This is a genomic window from Streptomyces sp. HUAS TT11 (assembly GCF_051553595.1).
GTDB lineage: Bacteria > Actinomycetota > Actinomycetes > Streptomycetales > Streptomycetaceae > Streptomyces.
This window is the reverse complement of record NZ_CP196184.1, coordinates 3,457,908-3,475,153: the sequence shown is the minus strand read 5'-3', so window position 1 is coordinate 3,475,153 and position 17,246 is coordinate 3,457,908. Positions and strand designations below refer to the sequence as shown.

The window sequence follows — 17,246 nt, the reverse complement described above, 5'->3', positions numbered from 1 at the left end:
CTGCGTGCTGCCCGGAACCACCGAGTCAGAGTATCAGCCGACCGAAGTGTCAAGGCGCCGCTTTGCCCGCCGCTGACGAGTTCTATGCTCGCCGCATGGTTGATGTTCTCGCTCTGGTCGAGGCCCGGCTGCGTACCGCGCTCGGCGAACCGGACGCCCGCGCGGCCGTCACCTTCCTGGGTACCGACCGCGTCGAGGTGCTGCGCTTCCATGAGGCGGACATCCTCCGCTACGCCACGCTCGGTATGTCCGCACGGCCCATGACGGACCCCGGCGCGATGCTCGCCGACCCCGTCGAGGGACCCCGCGCCGAGCTCGTCCTCTCGGTGCGCGGCGGCACCGCGGACACCGACGAGCTGCTGCGCCCGCTGGCGGTGCTCGCCGCGTCCCCGCAGGTCGAGGGCGTGGTCGTGGCCCCCGGTGCCTCGCTGGACGTGGGTGAGCCCCTGTGGCCGGGCGCCCCCTTCACCTCGGTGCTGGTCGCCGAACCGGGTGGCCTGGTCGAGGATCTGGACCTGGACGAGCCCCTGGATCCCGTGCGGTTCCTGCCGCTGCTGCCGATGACCCCGAACGAGGCCGCCTGGAAGCGGGTGCACGGCGCCCAGGCGCTCCAGGAGCGCTGGCTGACGAGTGGGACGGATCTGCGCGATCCGTCCCGCAGGTCCGTTCGGCTGGACTGAACCGGGGTGAGCAAACTCACCAACATGACGCCACCGGCCGTCAGTTGGCGAATGCGGTGACGCTGTCCTCGCTCGCGTGCCGTCGCTCCGGCCCCTCCGCCGTCCGGGTGAGGGCCCGGCGCCGTACCAGCACCACGACGGCGCCCATGACCGCGGTGAGCGCCGCGACCAGGAACGGCACGTGGAGGTCGCTCCACTCCTCGATCTTCGGCGCCAGGTAGGGCGCGGCCGCCGCGGCGAACCAGCGCACGAAGTTGTAGCCCGCGCTGGCCACCGGGCGCGGTGCGTTCGAGACCCCGAGGGCCAGTTCGGTGAAGACCGTGTTGTTCACGCCGATGAACGCGCCGGACATGATCGTGCAGACGACGGCGGTGGTGTGGTCCCCGTAGCCGAGCACGGCGACGTCGATCGCCAGCAGCACGAGAGAGCCGCCGAGCACCTTCAGCGAACCGAGGCGCTTCTGCAGGCGAGGGGCCACGATCACGGAGAAGACGGCCAGCAGCACACCCCAGGCGAAGAAGACCGCACCCGATGTGTACGGCGTCATGTTCAGCACGAACGGTGTGAAGGCCAGCACGGTGAAGAACGTGTAGTTGTAGAAGAAGGCGGAGACGGCCGCCGAGGCCAGTCCGCCGTGGCCGAGCGCCCTGATCGGGTCGAGCAGTGAGGTCTTGCGTGCCGGCCGCGGTTGCTCCTTCAGGAACCCCGTGATGCACAGGAAGCCCACCGCCATGAGCGTGGCCGTGCCGAAGAACGGGTAGCGCCAGCTGACGTTCCCGAGCACCGCGCCCAGCAGCGGGCCGCACGCCATCCCGAGGCCGAGCGCCGACTCGTACAGCAGGATCGCCGCGGAGCTGCCCCCGGCCGCCGCGCCGACGATGACGGCGAGGGCCGTGGAGACGAAGAGCGCGTTGCCGAGGCCCCAGCCTGCCCGGTAGCCGACGAGTTGGCCCACCGAGCCCGAGGTGCCCGCGAGGGCCGCGAAGACCACCACGAAGGCCAGCCCGAGCAGCAGCGTCCTGCGGCCGCCGATACGGCTGGACACGAATCCCGTGACCAGCATCGCGATGGCGGTGATCAGGAAGTAGGAGGTGAAGAGCAGCGAGACCTGACTGGGTGTCGCCTGCAGGCCCTTGGCGATGGACGGCAGGATCGGGTCGACGAGTCCGATGCCCATGAACGCGACGACGGACGCTCCGGCGGTCGCCCAGACGGACTTCGGCTGGCGCAGAAGGCTTCCGGCTCCCGCGTCGAACGGATCTTCGGCCGGGTCGGGCCCTGCGGTGTTCCTGCTGCTCATGGGCATCCTTGCAGTGCGAGATGGTTGCTTTATACATACATTAAGTTAGGTGGGCTAATTAATGCAACCTACATCTACATCACTGCGGTGAAGCGGGTGTGCGGGGCACACGCCGGACGGGTGATCGTCCTTGACGCGGCGCGGGACGGGGAGGACCGTGGGGCCCTATGAGGGGCGAACCCAGTTGCCCGAAGTGTGGTGGCCGGGTCAGGGCTCCCGGACTCTTTGCCGACTCCTGGCAGTGCGATGTGCACGGCAACGTGCATCCGCTGCAGCCCGTGATCCCGCCCAGTGTCGAGGCCCTCGGTGTCGTGGTGCACCGTGCCCGGGTGCCGGTGTGGATGCCGTGGCCGCTGCCCGTGGGCTGGCTGTTCACGGGTGTGGCCTGCGCGGGTGACGACCGCAGTGGGGGACGCGCGACGGCCGTGGCCTGCTCGGGCCCCGGACCGCTCGGCGGCATGGGGGAGTTGATCCTCGTGGCCGAGGAGCTCGGCGTGGGGCTGGGTGCGCGGTACGCGGGCATCACGGGTCCTGACCCGGGCCCGTACCTGAACGTCGAGAAGCCGCCCCAGGCCAAGGTGCTCGCCGCCGGTCGCCCCACCCCGCTGTGGCACGTCACGGGCACGCCCGACGACCGCGCGGTCTTCGCGGGCGAGGCGCGCGGGCTGTGGTTGTGGGCGGTGGTCTGGCCCGAGCAGACGGGCATGCTGATGTACGACGAACTGGTGCTGACCGATCTGCGGGACGCGGGGGCCGAGGTGGACCTGCTGCCCATCGGTGCACTCTCCCCGCGACTGATCGAGCCGTGACGCGGGAGTCCCGGCGGGCCCAGGGGCGCATGCGAGTCCTGCCGGGCGTAGGGGGCGCATGCCCGCTGCGGGTGTGACAGGGGGGTCCGTTATCCTTGAGCGTCCCCTCGTTCCGTCGCCGTCTGGAGTCCGTGTCGTGCGCATCGACCTGCACACCCACTCCACCGCCTCCGACGGTACGGACACCCCCGCCGAGCTGGTGCTGGGCGCCGCTGCCGCCGGACTCGACGTCGTCGCGCTCACCGACCACGACACCACCCGCGGCCATGCGGAGGCGATCCGTGCGCTGCCCGAGGGGCTGACGCTTGTCACGGGTGCCGAGCTCTCCTGCCGGATGGGCGGCATCAGCCTGCACATGCTGGCCTACCTCTTCGACCCCGAGGAGCCGGAACTGCTCGCCGAGCGCGAGCTGGTGCGGGACGACCGTGTCCCCCGAGCCCACGCCATGATCGACAGGCTGCGGGAGCTGGGGGTGCCGATCGGCTGGGAGCGGGTGGCGCGCATCGCCGGCGAGGGCTCCGTCGGGCGGCCGCACATCGCCTCCGCGATGGTCGAACTCGGCGTGGTGGAGACCGTCTCGGACGCGTTCACGCCCGAGTGGCTGGCCGACGGCGGGCGCGCCTACGTCGAGAAGCACGCGACCGATCCGTTCGAGGCGATCAGGCTGGTCAAGGCGGCCGGCGGGGTGACCGTCTTCGCGCACCCGGCCGCGTCACGGCGCGGGCGGATCGTGCCGGACTCCGTCATCGCGGATCTCGCCGCCGCGGGGCTCGACGGCATCGAGGTCGACCACATGGACCACGACCCGGAGACCCGGGAGCGGCTGCGTGCGCTCGCCGGCGAACTGGACCTGCTGGCCACGGGCTCGTCCGACTACCACGGCAGTCGCAAGACGTGCGTGCTCGGGGAGTACACCACCGATCCGGAGGTGTACGGGGAGATCACCCGACGGGCCACCGGGGCGTTCCCGGTGCCGGGCGCCGGTGGACACAACCGGAGCCTGGTCGGCCCGTAGTCCCCTCGCCCGCTGTCCGGGGAGCCCTGCCCCGCCCCCTCACTGCCTCGCGCCGTCCGGCGCGCCCACGTTTCCCAACACCCCTGTCCCCCTGCGGCCGCGGCCGACCGCCGCGTGCTCGTCCGTACTTACGTTCAAGGTCCCCATGTTCGACGTCGCCCTCTTCGCGTCCCTCTTCTTCACCCTCTTCGTGATCATGGATCCCCCGGGGATCACCCCGATCTTCCTGGCCCTCACCGCCGGGCGCCCCGCCAAGATGCAGAAGCGGATGGCCTTCCAGGCCGTCTGTGTGGCCGGCGGTGTCATCGGGGTGTTCGGCGTGCTCGGTCATCAGATCCTCGACTACCTGCACGTCTCCGTGCCCGCGCTGATGATCGCGGGCGGGCTGCTCCTGCTGCTGATCGCCCTCGACCTGCTGACCGGCAAGACCGACGAGCCGAAGCAGACCAAGGACGTCAATGTCGCGCTCGTTCCGCTCGGCATGCCGCTGCTCGCCGGACCCGGCGCGATCGTCTCCGTGATCCTGGCGGTCCAGAAGGCCGACAGCGTGAGCTCCCAGGTGTCGGTATGGGCGGCGATACTCGCGATCCATGTCGTGCTGTGGCTCGTCATGCGCTACTCGCTGGTGATCATCCGTGTGATCAAGGACGGCGGCGTCGTGCTCGTGACCCGGCTGGCGGGCATGATGCTCTCCGCGATCGCCGTGCAGCAGATCATCAACGGGGTCACCCAGGTCGTCCGGGCCGGCTGACCGCCCGGCGGTACCGCGACGCGCGGAGCCCCGTACGGCGGTTGCCGTACGGGGCTCCGAAGCATCACATGGGCCCGCGTCGGGTCTTACGATGCGGACGAGTCGGCCGGGCGGATCCAGAGTCGCTGCCCTATGGCTGCGGCCTGCTGAACGATCTGCTTGACGGAGGCGGCGTCCACGACGGTGGTGTCCACGGGGGTTCCGTCGACGTCGTCGAGTCGCATGATTTCGAAGCGCATAGGGCTTCTCCCTTCGTCTGGTCATCCTCCTGAGGAGAACTACTGGCGTGCGGAGCGAAGAGCGTCGGTGTCCCCGTTCCCGTAGGGATTCAACGGGATGCTTGTTACAAACATTCCCTACGCTAAGGAAATTTTTCGAGTCTCTAATTACTCACCGGTAAGGCGGATGGGGTCCGAGCGCGTTGTGTTCACGGTGCACTGATGGGGACCGGTTGTGTTCGCAGCGTGACCGCCGGGACAATGGGGTCAGTATGAACGACGACCTGGCGGCGCTCGGCGCCCGCATCGACCGCACGAACGAGTTGCTTCAGCGCATGCTCGCCGAGGTGGCGAAGACCCCCTCGACCCATGCGATCTTCGTCGACGCCGGCTATCTCTACGCGGCCGCCGGGCGCCTCATCGCCGGGACCGAGGACCGCCGGGCCTTCGACCTCGATGCCGAGGGGCTGATCGAGGCGCTCATCGACAAGGCGCGCACGATCTTCGCGGACAGCAGGCTGCTGCGCGTGTACTGGTACGACGGCGCGAGGCGCCGCATCCACACCGCCGAACAGCAGTCCATCGCCGAACTCCCCGACGTGAAGGTGCGGCTCGGCAACCTCAACGCCAACAACCAGCAGAAGGGCGTCGACTCCCTCATCAGGTCCGACCTCGAGTCACTCGCCCGGCACCGCGCCATCAGCGACGCGGCGCTCATCGGCGGCGACGAGGACCTGGTGTCGGCGGTCGAGGCGGCACAGGGGTACGGGGCGCGGGTGCACCTGTGGGGCATCGAGGCGCCCGAGGGCCGCAACCAGGCGGAGCCGCTGCTGTGGGAGGTGGACAGCCAGCGCACCCTCGAACTCGACTTCTTCAAGCCGTATGTCAGCCGGCGGACCGCCGCGACGTACGAGGCCGCGTCCGCGGCCCGGCCCACGCGTGAGGACGTCCGCTTCGTGGGCGCGCAGATCGCGGCGAAGTGGCTGGTGGCGCGCGGCCGGGAGACGCTGGCGGACCTGCTGCCCGGCCATCCGTATCTGCCCGGCTCCGTCGACCAGGACCTGCTGGTGGAGGCGGAGGGCCTGTTGCAGTACTCGCTGCGCGGCCAGTCGGACCTGCGGCGCGCCCTGCGGGACGGTTTCTGGGACCACCTGCAGGGGCAGTACTAGACCGCCTGCGCGAACCGCTCCCAGAAGGCGGTCAGTGCGCGGGCCGTCTGCTCGGGCTGCTCCGTGTTGGGGGAGTGCTCCGCCTGCGCGACGACGGTGCGCTCGGCACCCAGCCGGGTCGCCATCTCGTCCAGGAGCGGTACGGGCCAGGTGTCGTCGCGGCCGCCCGAGAGCACATGCACCGGCAGACCGACGGCGTCCAGCTCCGCCACGCGGTCGGGCTCCAGACACAGCTGCCGACCGGTGGCGAGGAGCTGGGCGGGGCTGTTGCGGAGCCAGCGGCGGCGCAGGTCCTCCCCGTCGGCGAGCCCTTCGTCGATGTCCCCGGCGTCGACGTCCTCCGGAGGCTCCATGGCCTGGATGGCCTCCCACACCTCGGCCATGTCCATCACGGCGAGGGCGTCGCGCAGCAGCTTCACGCGCTGCTGCTGCGGGACGGAGATCTGGGCCGGTCCGGAGGCCATCAGGGTGAGCGAGACAAACGGGGACGCGTCGAGCAGGACGGCCGCGCGGGCGATCTGACCGCCGAGGGAATGGCCGAGAAGATGCAGCGGCGTGCCGACCGCGTGCGCCTGTGCGAGCACGTCCCGCGCCAGCTCGTCCTGCGCGTAAGGGGCCTCGTCGTCCCGGGGTCCTGGGGACTCGTACTGGCCGCGTCCGTCGACGGCGACGGTCCGGTACCCGGCAGCCGCGAGGAGCGGCTGCAGAACGATGAAGTCCTCCTTGCTTCCGGTGTATCCGGGCAGCAGGAGGACGGTTCCCTTCACCGGTGACGCCGTCGCGTCCGCCTCCAGGACTGCGAACTCCCCGCGTTCCGTGGCGAGTCGACGGGACCGGACACCAGGGGGCGGTACGAAGGCGGGGGGACGGCTCATGGGGCGAGGTTACCGGGCGGCGGACGCCGGGCGCGGCCGGAGCCGGGTGACATCGCGGTGTACGGACGAGGAGCGGGAACGCCGACGGCCCGTCACCACCGGATGGGGTGACGGGCCGTCGAGCGGGTGTCGCATCAGCCCTCGGCGGGCTCGGCGGCCTTGCGCGTCCGCCGACGGGGCTTCGCGGGGGCCTCGTCCGTCTGGGCCGGGATCTCCGCCTCGGCGGCCGCCGCCTTGCGCGTGCGGCGCCGGGGCTTCACCTCGGGCTCCTCGACGGACTGCGCCGGGATCGCGGGCTCCGCCGCCACCGCCTTGCGGGTGCGGCGGGGCTTGGCCTCGGTGGCCTCGGCGGTGTCGACGGCCGTCTCGGCGGCGGCCTCGGTGGCCGCTGCCTTGCGGGTGCGACGGCGCGGCGTGGCCTCCGCGCCGTCCACGGTCTCGACGGCTGCCTCGGCCGTCTTGCGGGTGCGTCGCGGCTTGGCGGGTGCCTCGCCCTCGGTCGCCTCGGGTGCGGCCTCCGCCGTCTTGCGGGTGCGCCGGCGGGGCTTGGCCTCGGTGGCCTCGGCGGTGTCGACGGCCGTCTCGGCGGCGGCTTCCGTGGCCGCCGCCTTGCGGGCGCGCCGACGCGGCGCGGCCTCCGCCGTGTCGACGGCTGCCTCGGCGGCAGGCGCCGCCACCACCGCGTCCACGGCGGCCTCGGCCGCAGCCGGGGCCGTCTCGGCGGCCCTGCGGGTCCGGCGACGGCGCGGCTTCACCGGCTCGGCCGTGTCGACGACGGTCTCCGCCGCCTCGGACACGGTCGGCTCCGCCGTCTCCGTCACCGCGGCGGCCGACTCCGCCGGCACCCCGCCGCGCATACGGCGACGGCGGCGCGGCGTGCGCGCCTCCAGGTCCTCGGCCGGCTGCGGGGTTTCCGCCGCGTCCGGGGCGGCCGGCGCCTCGACGGGCGCCCCGTTCCGGGTGCGACGGCGGCTGCGCGGCGCACGCGCCGGACGCTCGCTCTGCGTGGGCGGGGCCGGGGAACGGCGGCCGCGGGGCCCGCGGCCGCCCGTCTCGCCGAGGTCCTCCAGCTCCTCCGCCGCGAGCCCGGCACGGGTGCGCTCGGCGCGCGGCAGGACACCCTTCGTGCCCTCGGGAATCCCGAGGACGGCGAAGAGGTGCGGGGAGGTGGAGTACGTCTCCACCGGGTCGTTGAAGTCCAGCTCCAGCGCCTTGTTGATCAGCTGCCAGCGCGGGATGTCGTCCCAGTCGACGAGCGTGATCGCCGTACCCGAGGCGCCGGCGCGGCCCGTACGGCCGATGCGGTGCAGGTACGTCTTCTCGTCCTCGGGGGACTGGTAGTTGATGACGTGGGTGACGCCCTCGACGTCGATGCCGCGCGCGGCCACGTCGGTGCAGACGAGTACGTCCACCTTGCCGTTCCGGAAGGCCCGCAGGGCCTGCTCGCGCGCGCCCTGGCCCAGGTCGCCGTGGACCGCGCCGGCCGCGAAGCCGCGCCGCTGGAGCTGTTCCGCGATGTCGGCCGCCGTCCGCTTCGTCCGGCAGAAGATCATCGCCAGCGCACGGCCCTCGGCCTGCAGTATGCGCGAGACCATCTCCGGCTTGTCCATCGAGTGCGCGCGGAAGACGTGCTGCGCGATGTTCGCGACGGTGGCGCCCTCGTCGTCCGGCGCGGTGGCCCGGATGTGCGTCGGCTGAGACATGTAGCGGCGGGCGAGGCCGATGACCGCTCCCGGCATGGTCGCCGAGAACAGCATGGTCTGTCGCTTCGCCGGCAGCATGTTGATGATCTTCTCGACGTCGGGCAGGAAGCCCAGGTCGAGCATCTCGTCGGCCTCGTCGAGCACGAGGCACTTCACGTGCTTCAGGTTCAGCTTCTTCTGGCCCGCGAGGTCCAGCAGCCGGCCCGGGGTGCCGACGACCACGTCGACGCCCTTCTTCAGGGCCTCCACCTGGGGCTCGTAGGCCCGGCCGCCGTAGATCGCCGTGACCCGGACGTTGCGCACCTTGCCCGCGGTGAGCAGGTCGTTGGTGACCTGGGTGCACAGCTCACGGGTGGGGACGACGACGAGCGCCTGGGGGGACTCGGTGAGCGCCTCGGGCCTGGCGCGGCCCGCTTCGACGTCCGCGGGGACGGTGACGCGCTCGAGGAGCGGGAGGCCGAAACCGAGCGTCTTGCCGGTGCCGGTCTTGGCCTGGCCGATGACGTCCGTGCCCGAGAGGGCGACGGGGAGTGTCATCTCCTGGATCGGGAAGGGGTTGATGATGCCGACGGCTTCCAGGGCCTCGGCCGTCTCGGGAAGGATCCCGAGTTCGCGGAAAGTGGTAGTCAGGGTGCTGCCTCTTCTGTGAACGCGGTGCGAGGCGAGCGCGGGGGGTCGTGACCGTGCGGATGACGTCGGCCTGCTTGGGGGACGGGCCTGTGGCACGGGACCACGCCGACGCTCCAGCGCTCGTACCGCTGAGGGTCTCTCCGGATGCCGTACGCACAGTGCCGTACGGACCATGAGAGCTGTCAGTCGGAGCCGATCGGGCCACCGACCGGGCATCCTCATACATGCAGCCCGTCGAATACTCGGCAGGCGCATTACCACCATACCCCGGAATCGCGCACATGTGATGGCCGATTCGGTCACGTAGCCGTCGTCACAGTGATTGACCAGGGACTTCCACAGGGCGGCGAGCGGGCTATTGTGCGCTTCATGACGACGTCTGACAACGCCTCCGACGCTTCCGCCGAACCCACCTCGGTCGCCGCCCAGGACTGGGGCACGGCCTCCGTAGACCCCCAGTACCGTGCCGCGGTCGTGGACCTGCTCGGGGCGCTCGCGTACGGCGAGCTGGCGGCGTTCGAACGGCTCGCGGAGGACGCCAAACTCGCTCCCACGCTGACGGACAAGGCGGAACTGGCGAAGATGGCGTCCGCCGAGTTCCACCACTTCGAGCGGATCAGGGGCCGGCTCACGGAGATCGGCTCGGAGCCCACCGAGGCGATGGAGCCGTTCGTCGCGGCGTACGACAGCTTCCACAAGCAGACGGCGCCCTCGGACTGGCTCGAAGGGCTCGTCAAGGCGTACGTCGGCGACTCGATCGCCAGCGACTTCTACCGGGAGGTCGCGGCCCGCCTCGACTCCGACACGCGTGAGCTGGTCCTGGCCGTGCTGGACGACACCGGGCACGCCGGCTTCGCCGTCGAGAAGGTCCGTGCCGCGATCGACGCCGAGCCGCGTGTGGGCGGGCGGCTCGCACTGTGGGCGCGGCGGCTGATGGGCGAGGCCCTGTCGCAGTCGCAGCGGGTCGTCGCGGAGCGGGACGCGCTGTCGACGATGCTCGTGGGCGGCGTCGCGGACGGCTTCGACCTCGCCGAGGTGGGCCGGATGTTCTCCCGGATCACCGAGGCGCACACCAAGCGGATGGCGGCCCTCGGGCTGGCCGCCTGATCACCGCCGCGCCCGCCCACGGGTCACAGCGGCCGCCGGCCCGGCCCCGAGGCGGCGGGCGGGCGCGGCCACTGCCTCAGGGGTGCCGGGGGTGTCCTGTCGGGGGAACTCCGGGTGCCGCCGGGTCCGGCGAGCGGCTTCAGGCCGTCGCCGACCGGCGGCCGAATCTTTCCGCGGGACGCAGCAACAGCGACAGTGAGGCCGCTGAGACGACCAGGGCCCCGAGAAGGATCACGAGCAGGCTCCCCGCGCCGACCGCGCTGTGGGTGACGAACGCTCCGAAGAGGGCCCCCGCGACGCCCGTCGGTACCACGAGAAGACGAGGCGGCAGCCGGTGGGGCAGCCGGTGTGTCGCGAACCATGCCAGGGCGAGCCCGAGGACGGCGGAGCCGAGCGCTTCCAAGAACATGACGAGGTTCCCTCCCGCACGGCTGCTGCCTGGGCAAATCGGTCGTAGCCGGTCCTACCCGCGGCGTGCGGAACACAATCCTCCTCTGTGCGGGGGATGTGCTCCGTCTGTGTGCATGTTCCGCCCGGACGGCCGGGACGGGGCAACGAAAAGGGGCCCGTCGGCACTCGCCACCGGGCCCCTGCTCCGTTCGGAACTACAGCGTGCCGAAGCCCACCTTGCGCGGGGCCTGCTCGCCGATCTCCACGTACGCGAGGCGGTCGGCCGGGACGAGGAGCTTGCGGCCGTGCTCGTCCACGAGGCTGAGCAGCGGCGACTTGCCTCCCAGTGCCTCCGCCACGAGGCGCTCGACCTCCTCGGCGGTCTGACCGCTCTCCAGAACGATCTCGCGGGGCGCGTGCTGCACGCCGATCTTGACCTCCACGGCTTTGTCCCTCCGACGGTCAGTGATGTGCGCGGCCGTCCGCGCCGTACCAGCACACATTAGCCCGGTGAGGGGACGTGCACGCTCCGCTCCGGCACGCCATGAGCGAACAGCCTGCGGGAACAAAACCGCAGTACATCCTTGCGAGAACGGCTCAGTGGTGCTGTTCGCTGCCGTGGAGCGGGAACCCCGCGATGCCCCGCCAGGCCAGCGAGGTCAGCAACTGGACCGCCTCGTCGCGCGGCACGCTGCGGTCGCTGTGCAGCCAGGAGCGCGCCACGACCTGGGCGAGGCCGCCGAGGCCCGAGGCCAGCAGCATCGATTCGGCCCGGGACAGACCCGTGTCCTCGGCGATGACGTCGCAGATCGCCTCGGCGCACTCGAACGTGACCTTGTCGACGCGCTCGCGTACCGCGGGCTCGTTCGTCAGGTCCGACTCGAAGACCAGCCGGAAGGCGCCGCCGTCGTCCTCGACGTAGGCGAAGTACGCGTCCATCGTGGCCCGCACGCGCTGCTTGTTGTCCGTCGTCGACGCGAGCGCGTTCCGCACGGCCTCCAGCAGGGCCTCGCAGTGCTGGTCCAGCAGGGCCAGATAGAGGTCGAGCTTGCCGGGGAAGTGCTGGTAGAGCACCGGCTTGCTGACACCGGCACGCTCGGCGATGTCGTCCATCGCGGCCGAGTGGTAGCCCTGGGCCACGAAGACTTCCTGGGCGGCGCCCAGCAGCTGGTTCCGTCGGGCACGGCGCGGCAGGCGCGTGCCTCGCGGGCGTGCTGCCTCTGTCTGCTCGATGGCTGTCACGCCGCCTCCCAAAATCGTCCACTTGCGGTGTGCGCCGCGCCGCCATCGTACTTTTCGGTAACCGTGCTGTGCGCGGTGCGAACGCAGAATTTCACGGACCGGACGGTGGCGAAAGCCGTGCGGAGCTCCCGCAACGGGACAGGTCGGGCGAAAGGCCGCTCGGTGCCGGTCACGGGCATGTGCCCTCGTGTCCCGTCCACCGCCCGCGCGCCGGTCCGGGCGGATCGTCCTGTCCCGGCCGACCGTCTCTCCCGGCGCCGTCGTCTCCCGACGCGATCACGTCCGGGGACGGCCCTACCGCCCGGGGCGATCACCCTCGTACCTCACCGATCTTGTACCCCATGACCGCTCACCACTCAGCGGTAGTCGTCCTCGTCGAGCCGCACGACGCGTTTCTGCTCCACGAGGTCCGCCTCGTTGGCGCGCAGGATCTCCTCCTCGGTCAGGGGCTCGTCGCCCTCCGGGTCGAGTTCCGTGTGCTGTTCGGCGGCGTCGTTCTCCGGGGCCTCCACGTCGGGTTCGGCGGCCTCGGCCTCGTCCTCCTCGAACGTCTCGGGATCAGTGGGGTCTACGGCCATGGTGGGCTCCCTTCCTAGAACTCCTGGAGTGTCCCCGAAAGAGGGGGGATCCACATGCGGGTGCCCTGCTATGAGCCTAGGAGACACCCGATCGGGACGCTATGTGTGGTGAAAGGCCGTTTCGGGGTTCTTCCCACGGGGCCGACCTCGCCTGCTGTGACGGCGAACACACGAATCACTGCGTGATCGTCTCGTAACATTGCCGCATGTCTTCGACCGAGCTCCCGTCCGTCGCGGCCGCCAATGTGCTCCCGAAGGTGGCGCCCGTCAGGGTCGAGGAGGGGGAGCGGCTCCGGTCGGTCGGACTCCCGGGCATCACGCTGACCGTTCGGTCGAGACCGCCGGAGCGCGACGGGCTGGCACCCGCGCTCTACATCCACGGGCTCGGTGGTTCGTCCCAGAACTGGTCGGCCCTGATGGCGGAGGTCGACGGACTCGTCGACGGCGAGGCCCTGGACCTGCCGGGCTTCGGCGACTCGCCGCCGCCGGACGACGGCGACTACTCGGTCACCGGGCACGCGCGAGCGGTCATCCGGTATCTCGACGCGTCGGGGCGCGGTCCCGTGCACCTGTTCGGCAATTCCATGGGCGGTGCCGTGGCCACCCGGGTGGCTGCCGTGCGCCCCGATCTGGTGCGTACGCTCACCCTCGTGTCGCCCGCACTCCCGGAGATCTTCATTCAGCGCGGTGCCGTTCCGACGGGACTGCTCGCGCTCCCCGGTGTCGCCGCACTGTTCACCCGCTACACCCAGGGCTGGACGGCCGAGCAGCGGGTCCGCGGGGTCATGGCGCTGTGCTACGGCGATCCCGGGCGCGTCACGCCGGAGGGCTTCCGCAACGCCGTCGAGGAGATGGAGCGGCGGCTGCGGCTGCCGTACTTCTGGGACGCGATGGCGCGCTCGGCGCGCGGGATCGTGAACGCCTACACGCTGGGCGGGCAGCACGGCCTGTGGCGTCAGGCGGAGCGCGTCCTCTCCCCTACGCTGCTGGTGTACGGAGGCCGGGACCAACTGGTCTCGTACCGCATGGCCCAGCGGGCGTCGCGCGCCTTCCGGGACTCCCGGCTGCTGACCCTGCCGGAGGCGGGGCACGTGGCGATGATGGAGTACCCCGAGGTGGTCTCCGCGGCGTTCCGTGAACTGCTCGCGGACACCGGCGAGTTGCCCGGGACGGCGGACGGGCCCGAGGGCACGCACAAGGGCCGCGGAGCCGGTGACGGCGACGTGCCCGACAACGGTGGTTCCAGGAAGATCGACGAGTCCGGCACGGCCGGCGCGGGGAGCTGAGGCGCGGCGTGGGACGGCACAGCCGCAAGGGGCGGGGCGACAGGACCCGGACGGACACGGACGCGGGCCCCGGCATACCGGCGCCGGACGGCCCGGGCCGCGGCGCGCAGGACGCGTCCCGCGAGGCCGACGGCACGCCGGCCCGGGGTGTCCCGCGGTTCGGGGACGGCACGCCGGCGCGAGGCGTCCCGCGGTTCCCGGACGGCACGCCTGCACACGGAGTGCCCCGATTCCCCGGTGGGGCTGCGGCACGGCGAGCACCGCTTCCGGCCGACGCGACTCCGGCCCACGGAATGCCGCGGTTCGCCGACGGCACCCCCGCCCACGGTGTTCCCCAGGTCCGTGGCGGCCACCCTCAGCAGCGTGAAACCGGCGGCGGCTGGGGCGAGTTCGGGTCCGGGGCGGTCTCCACGGAGACGCCGCAGGCCGCACCCCCCGGTCGTCGCGGGCCCCGTGTCCCCGCTCAGCGGTCGCGGGCGGACGGCCCCCGTCAGGACTACCTCGACGCCTTCGACGAGGACGACGACGTCTTCACGCCCCGCCGCACGGGCGTCACCGTCCCCGGCACCGGCGTCCGTGCCGCCGGGACGGGCGCCGGGAGCGGTGACACCCCGGAGGCCGGAGCCGAGGAGGCACCGCGCACCGGGAACGGCAGGGGACGCACGCTCGCCGGGATCGCGGCCGCCGCCGTCACCACCGTGCTCGCGGTCGTCGTCGCCGGCCAGGTCACCGACGGGCAGGGCGACACCGCCGCACGGTCCGCGGTCGGCACCGACCGGGCCCGCGACATCCACGGCTCCGCCACCCGCGGCGACGGCCGCCCGACCCCCTCCACCGCACCCCGCGCGACACCGCTGACGTACGAGCAGGCCATGAGCAGGAGGTACCCGCTCGGCGCCACGCTGAAGGGCTCGGGGAAGTTCGCCGCCGTCCCCGGTTTCGCCAAGGCGCCGGGCACGGGCCGGAAGTACACCTATCGCGTGGACGTGGAGAAGGGGCTCGGCCTCGACGGGGAGCTGTTCGCGCAGGCCGTGCAGAAGACCCTCAACGACGGCCGCAGCTGGGCCCACAGCGGTGCCCGGACCTTCGAGCGCATCAGCTCCGGCAAACCCGACTTCGTGATCACGCTCGCCAGCCCCGGCACCACCGCCGTCTGGTGCGCCAAATCGGGCCTCGACACCTCGGAGGACAACGTCTCGTGCGACTCGGCCGCCACCGAGCGCGTGATGATCAACGCCTATCGATGGGCCCAGGGATCAACGACGTACGGTGACGAGATTCACTCCTACCGCCAGATGCTGATCAACCACGAGGTCGGCCACCGCCTCGGCTACGGCCATGTCACCTGTGACAAGGACGGCGAGTTGGCGCCGGTCATGCAGCAGCAGACGAAGTTCCTCGACCACGACGGGATCCACTGTCTGCCCAACCCCTGGCCGTATCCCCGGAGTTGACGGGTGACGCTTTCGTCACATTGACATGCCCAGAGAGTTCGTTCATATTTCTAGGCATGTCGCCCCGTCCCGCCTTCAGCCGCGCCGCCATCGAGCTGGCGCTCATCGGCGTGACCCCGCTCTGCGTGGCCGACATCCTCTGTCGCTGACGCCCGCCCCTGGCGTTCGCGTCGCGATCCTCATCTCCTCCGTGACCCCTCCGCGTCGCTGAGCCGTTCACGGTTTCCCACGACCCGGCGCCCGGGCAGACGTCTGCTTCCATCCGTCTCACCCGTCGTTCATCTGTCTCGTCATTCGAGACGCGCCTTCGAGAGGTCGTCATTTCGATGCGTCAATCGTCCGTCATAGCGCGCCGCCTGGCAGCGGCATCCGTCGGCCTGGTCGTGGCAGCGGGCGCCGCCGCCTGCGGGCCGAAGGACAACGATGCCAAGGGCGCCGGTGGCGACTCCACGCCCCACAAGGGCGGCACGCTGACCGTCCTGAACTCCGTCCCCCAGGAGGACTTCGACCCGGCCCGCCTGTACACCTCCGGCGGCGGCAACGTCCCCTCCCTGGTCTTCCGCACCCTCACCACGCGCAACCGTGCGAACGGCGCGGCCGGTGCCAAGGTCGTCCCGGACCTCGCGACGGACACCGGGCGCCCGAGCGAGAACGCGACCGTGTGGACGTACACCCTCAAGAAGGGCCTGAAGTACGAGGACGGCACCCCGATCACCTCGGCCGACATCAAGTACGGCATCGAGCGCTCCTTCGCGCCGGAACTCTCCGGCGGTGCCCCCTACCTGCGCGACTGGCTGGCCGGTGCCGCCGACTACCAGGGCCCGTACAAGGACAAGAAGGGCCTCACGGCGATCGAGACGCCGGACGACTCGACCATCGTCTTCCACCTGAACAAGCCCGAGGGCGAGTTCCCCTACCTGGCCACCCAGACGCAGTTCACGCCGGTGCCGAAGGCCAAGGACACCGGCACCAAGTACGAGGAGCACCCGGTCTCGTCCGGCCCGTACAAGGTCGTCGAGAACCAGAACGACGGTGAGCGGCTCGTCCTGGAGCGCAACACACACTGGTCGGAGGACGACCAGCGCAAGGCCTACCCGGACAAGATCGACGTGCGCTCGGGGCTCGACTCCTCCGTGATCAACCAGAGGCTGTCGGCGTCCCAGGGCACGGACTCCGCCGCGGTCACCACGGACACCAACCTCGGCCCGGCCGAGCTCGCCAAGGTGACCGGTGACAAGGAACTGGCGTCGCGCGTCGGCACCGGCCACTTCGGCTACACGAACTACATCGCGTTCAATCCGACGGTCAAGCCGTTCGACAACGCCAAGGTGCGACAGGCGGTCTCGTACGCCATCGACCGGTCGTCGGTCGTCAACGCGGCGGGCGGATCCGCGCTGGCGGAGCCCGCGACCACCTTCCTGCCGAACCAGAAGTCCTTCGGCTACACACCGTACGACCTCTTCCCGGCGGGCAGGACGGGCGACGCGGCCAAGGCCAGGGAACTGCTGAAGGAGGCCGGCTACCCGAACGGACTCACGGTCACCCTGACCCACTCCAACAGCAAGGACTTCGAGACCAGCCCGGAGATCGCCACCGCGATCCAGGACGCGCTCAAGAAGGCCGGCATCACGGTCAGGCTCCAGGGGCTGGAGGACAACGACTACAGGGACAAGATCCACAGTGTGAAGACCGAGCCGGGCTTCTTCCTGGCCCACTGGGGCGCCGACTGGCCGTCCGGCGGCCCGTTCCTCGCTCCGATCTTCGACGGCCGGCAGATCGTCAAGGACGGCTCCAACTTCAACAACGGTCTGCTCAACGACCCGTCCGTCAACACCGAGATCGACGCGATCAACAAGCTGACCGACCTCGACGCGGCGGCCGAGCGCTGGGGCGCACTGGACCGGAAGATCGGTGAGCAGGCCCTGACCGTGCCGCTGTTCCACCCGGTCTACAAGCGCCTGTACGGCAAGGACGTCAAGAACATCGTGATCAGCGACTGGACCGGTGTGCTGGACATCTCGCAGGTCGCGGTGAAGTGA

At 71.0% G+C, this 17,246-nt stretch carries 18 protein-coding genes; 10 read left to right on the top strand and 8 right to left on the bottom strand.

All coding sequences use genetic code 11. The features are described 5' to 3' along the window. Positions 1-95: 95 nt before the first annotated feature. Positions 96-680 carry a suppressor of fused domain protein gene (locus ACSHXN_RS15490; RefSeq protein ID WP_355796617.1) on the top strand — a complete coding sequence of 195 codons (585 nt, stop codon included), beginning with the start codon at positions 96-98 and terminating at the stop codon, positions 678-680. A gap of 40 nt (positions 681-720) precedes the next feature. On the opposite strand, the gene ACSHXN_RS15485 is transcribed toward ACSHXN_RS15490, so the two are convergent. Then, positions 721-1,980 carry an MFS transporter gene (locus ACSHXN_RS15485; RefSeq protein ID WP_438303254.1) on the bottom strand — a complete coding sequence of 420 codons (1,260 nt, stop codon included), beginning with the start codon at positions 1,978-1,980 and terminating at the stop codon, positions 721-723. A 167-nt stretch (positions 1,981-2,147) separates the two neighbouring features. Between ACSHXN_RS15485 and ACSHXN_RS15480 the strand changes: the two genes are divergently transcribed. The 3 genes from ACSHXN_RS15480 to ACSHXN_RS15470 all read left to right on the top strand — a co-directional run bounded on the left by ACSHXN_RS15480 (position 2,148) and on the right by ACSHXN_RS15470 (position 4,555). Then, complete coding sequence (locus tag ACSHXN_RS15480) at positions 2,148-2,789, top strand: DUF6758 family protein (protein ID WP_331265369.1); 642 nt, start codon at positions 2,148-2,150, stop codon at positions 2,787-2,789. Positions 2,790-2,925: 136 nt separating this feature from the next. Continuing rightward, positions 2,926-3,804 (top strand): PHP domain-containing protein, encoded by an 879-nt coding sequence (locus tag ACSHXN_RS15475; RefSeq protein ID WP_355134299.1) that lies wholly within the window; start codon positions 2,926-2,928, stop codon positions 3,802-3,804. A 145-nt stretch (positions 3,805-3,949) separates the two neighbouring features. Then, positions 3,950-4,555, top strand: coding sequence for a MarC family protein (locus ACSHXN_RS15470; protein WP_355796621.1), 606 nt, complete (start codon positions 3,950-3,952; stop codon positions 4,553-4,555). Between the two features lie 86 nt (positions 4,556-4,641). Here ACSHXN_RS15470 and ACSHXN_RS15465 read toward each other — a convergent pair whose 3' ends face one another. Then, positions 4,642-4,794, bottom strand: coding sequence for a hypothetical protein (locus ACSHXN_RS15465; RefSeq protein ID WP_331265367.1), 153 nt, complete (start codon positions 4,792-4,794; stop codon positions 4,642-4,644). Positions 4,795-5,045: 251 nt separating this feature from the next. Between ACSHXN_RS15465 and ACSHXN_RS15460 the strand changes: the two genes are divergently transcribed. After that, positions 5,046-5,942, top strand: coding sequence for an NYN domain-containing protein (locus ACSHXN_RS15460; RefSeq protein ID WP_355134295.1), 897 nt, complete (start codon positions 5,046-5,048; stop codon positions 5,940-5,942). Here the strand turns inward: ACSHXN_RS15460 and ACSHXN_RS15455 are convergent. Further along, entirely contained in the window at positions 5,939-6,817 is an 879-nt protein-coding gene (locus ACSHXN_RS15455) for an alpha/beta fold hydrolase (RefSeq protein WP_355134293.1), read from the bottom strand. The genes ACSHXN_RS15460 and ACSHXN_RS15455 overlap by 4 nt on opposite strands. 134 nt (positions 6,818-6,951) lie before the next feature. Continuing rightward, the gene (locus tag ACSHXN_RS15450; protein ID WP_383357227.1) at positions 6,952-9,057 is read right to left on the bottom strand and encodes a DEAD/DEAH box helicase; all 2,106 of its coding nucleotides are present in this window, start codon (positions 9,055-9,057) and stop codon (positions 6,952-6,954) included. Between the two features lie 462 nt (positions 9,058-9,519). Here ACSHXN_RS15450 and ACSHXN_RS15445 point away from each other — a divergent pair, with 462 nt between their 5' ends. Continuing rightward, the gene (locus tag ACSHXN_RS15445) at positions 9,520-10,257 is read left to right on the top strand and encodes a ferritin-like fold-containing protein (RefSeq protein WP_355134289.1); all 738 of its coding nucleotides are present in this window, start codon (positions 9,520-9,522) and stop codon (positions 10,255-10,257) included. Positions 10,258-10,396: 139 nt separating this feature from the next. Here ACSHXN_RS15445 and ACSHXN_RS15440 read toward each other — a convergent pair whose 3' ends face one another. From ACSHXN_RS15440 to ACSHXN_RS15425, 4 genes are all read right to left on the bottom strand, one after another. Further along, positions 10,397-10,666, bottom strand: coding sequence for a hypothetical protein (locus ACSHXN_RS15440; protein ID WP_355134287.1), 270 nt, complete (start codon positions 10,664-10,666; stop codon positions 10,397-10,399). A gap of 196 nt (positions 10,667-10,862) precedes the next feature. Continuing rightward, positions 10,863-11,090: a DUF3107 domain-containing protein gene (locus ACSHXN_RS15435; protein ID WP_059128345.1), complete on the bottom strand. Its 228-nt coding sequence runs from the start codon at positions 11,088-11,090 to the stop codon at positions 10,863-10,865. 154 nt (positions 11,091-11,244) lie between these two features. Then, a complete protein-coding gene (locus ACSHXN_RS15430) occupies positions 11,245-11,889 on the bottom strand; it encodes a TetR/AcrR family transcriptional regulator (RefSeq protein WP_355134285.1) in 645 nt (214 codons plus the stop codon). 356 nt (positions 11,890-12,245) lie between these two features. Beyond that, complete coding sequence (locus ACSHXN_RS15425; protein ID WP_438303253.1) at positions 12,246-12,467, bottom strand: hypothetical protein; 222 nt, start codon at positions 12,465-12,467, stop codon at positions 12,246-12,248. Positions 12,468-12,673: 206 nt separating this feature from the next. Here ACSHXN_RS15425 and ACSHXN_RS15420 point away from each other — a divergent pair, with 206 nt between their 5' ends. From ACSHXN_RS15420 to ACSHXN_RS15405, 4 genes are all read left to right on the top strand, one after another. After that, complete coding sequence (locus tag ACSHXN_RS15420; RefSeq protein ID WP_355134283.1) at positions 12,674-13,753, top strand: alpha/beta fold hydrolase; 1,080 nt, start codon at positions 12,674-12,676, stop codon at positions 13,751-13,753. Between the two features lie 8 nt (positions 13,754-13,761). Next, positions 13,762-15,207, top strand: coding sequence for a DUF3152 domain-containing protein (locus tag ACSHXN_RS15415; RefSeq protein ID WP_383357221.1), 1,446 nt, complete (start codon positions 13,762-13,764; stop codon positions 15,205-15,207). Between the two features lie 56 nt (positions 15,208-15,263). After that, positions 15,264-15,356, top strand: a complete 93-nt coding sequence (locus ACSHXN_RS15410) for an Ms4533A family Cys-rich leader peptide (RefSeq protein ID WP_355134281.1) — start codon at positions 15,264-15,266, stop codon at positions 15,354-15,356. A 177-nt stretch (positions 15,357-15,533) separates the two neighbouring features. Further along, positions 15,534-17,246 carry an ABC transporter substrate-binding protein gene (locus tag ACSHXN_RS15405; RefSeq protein WP_355134279.1) on the top strand — a complete coding sequence of 571 codons (1,713 nt, stop codon included), beginning with the start codon at positions 15,534-15,536 and terminating at the stop codon, positions 17,244-17,246.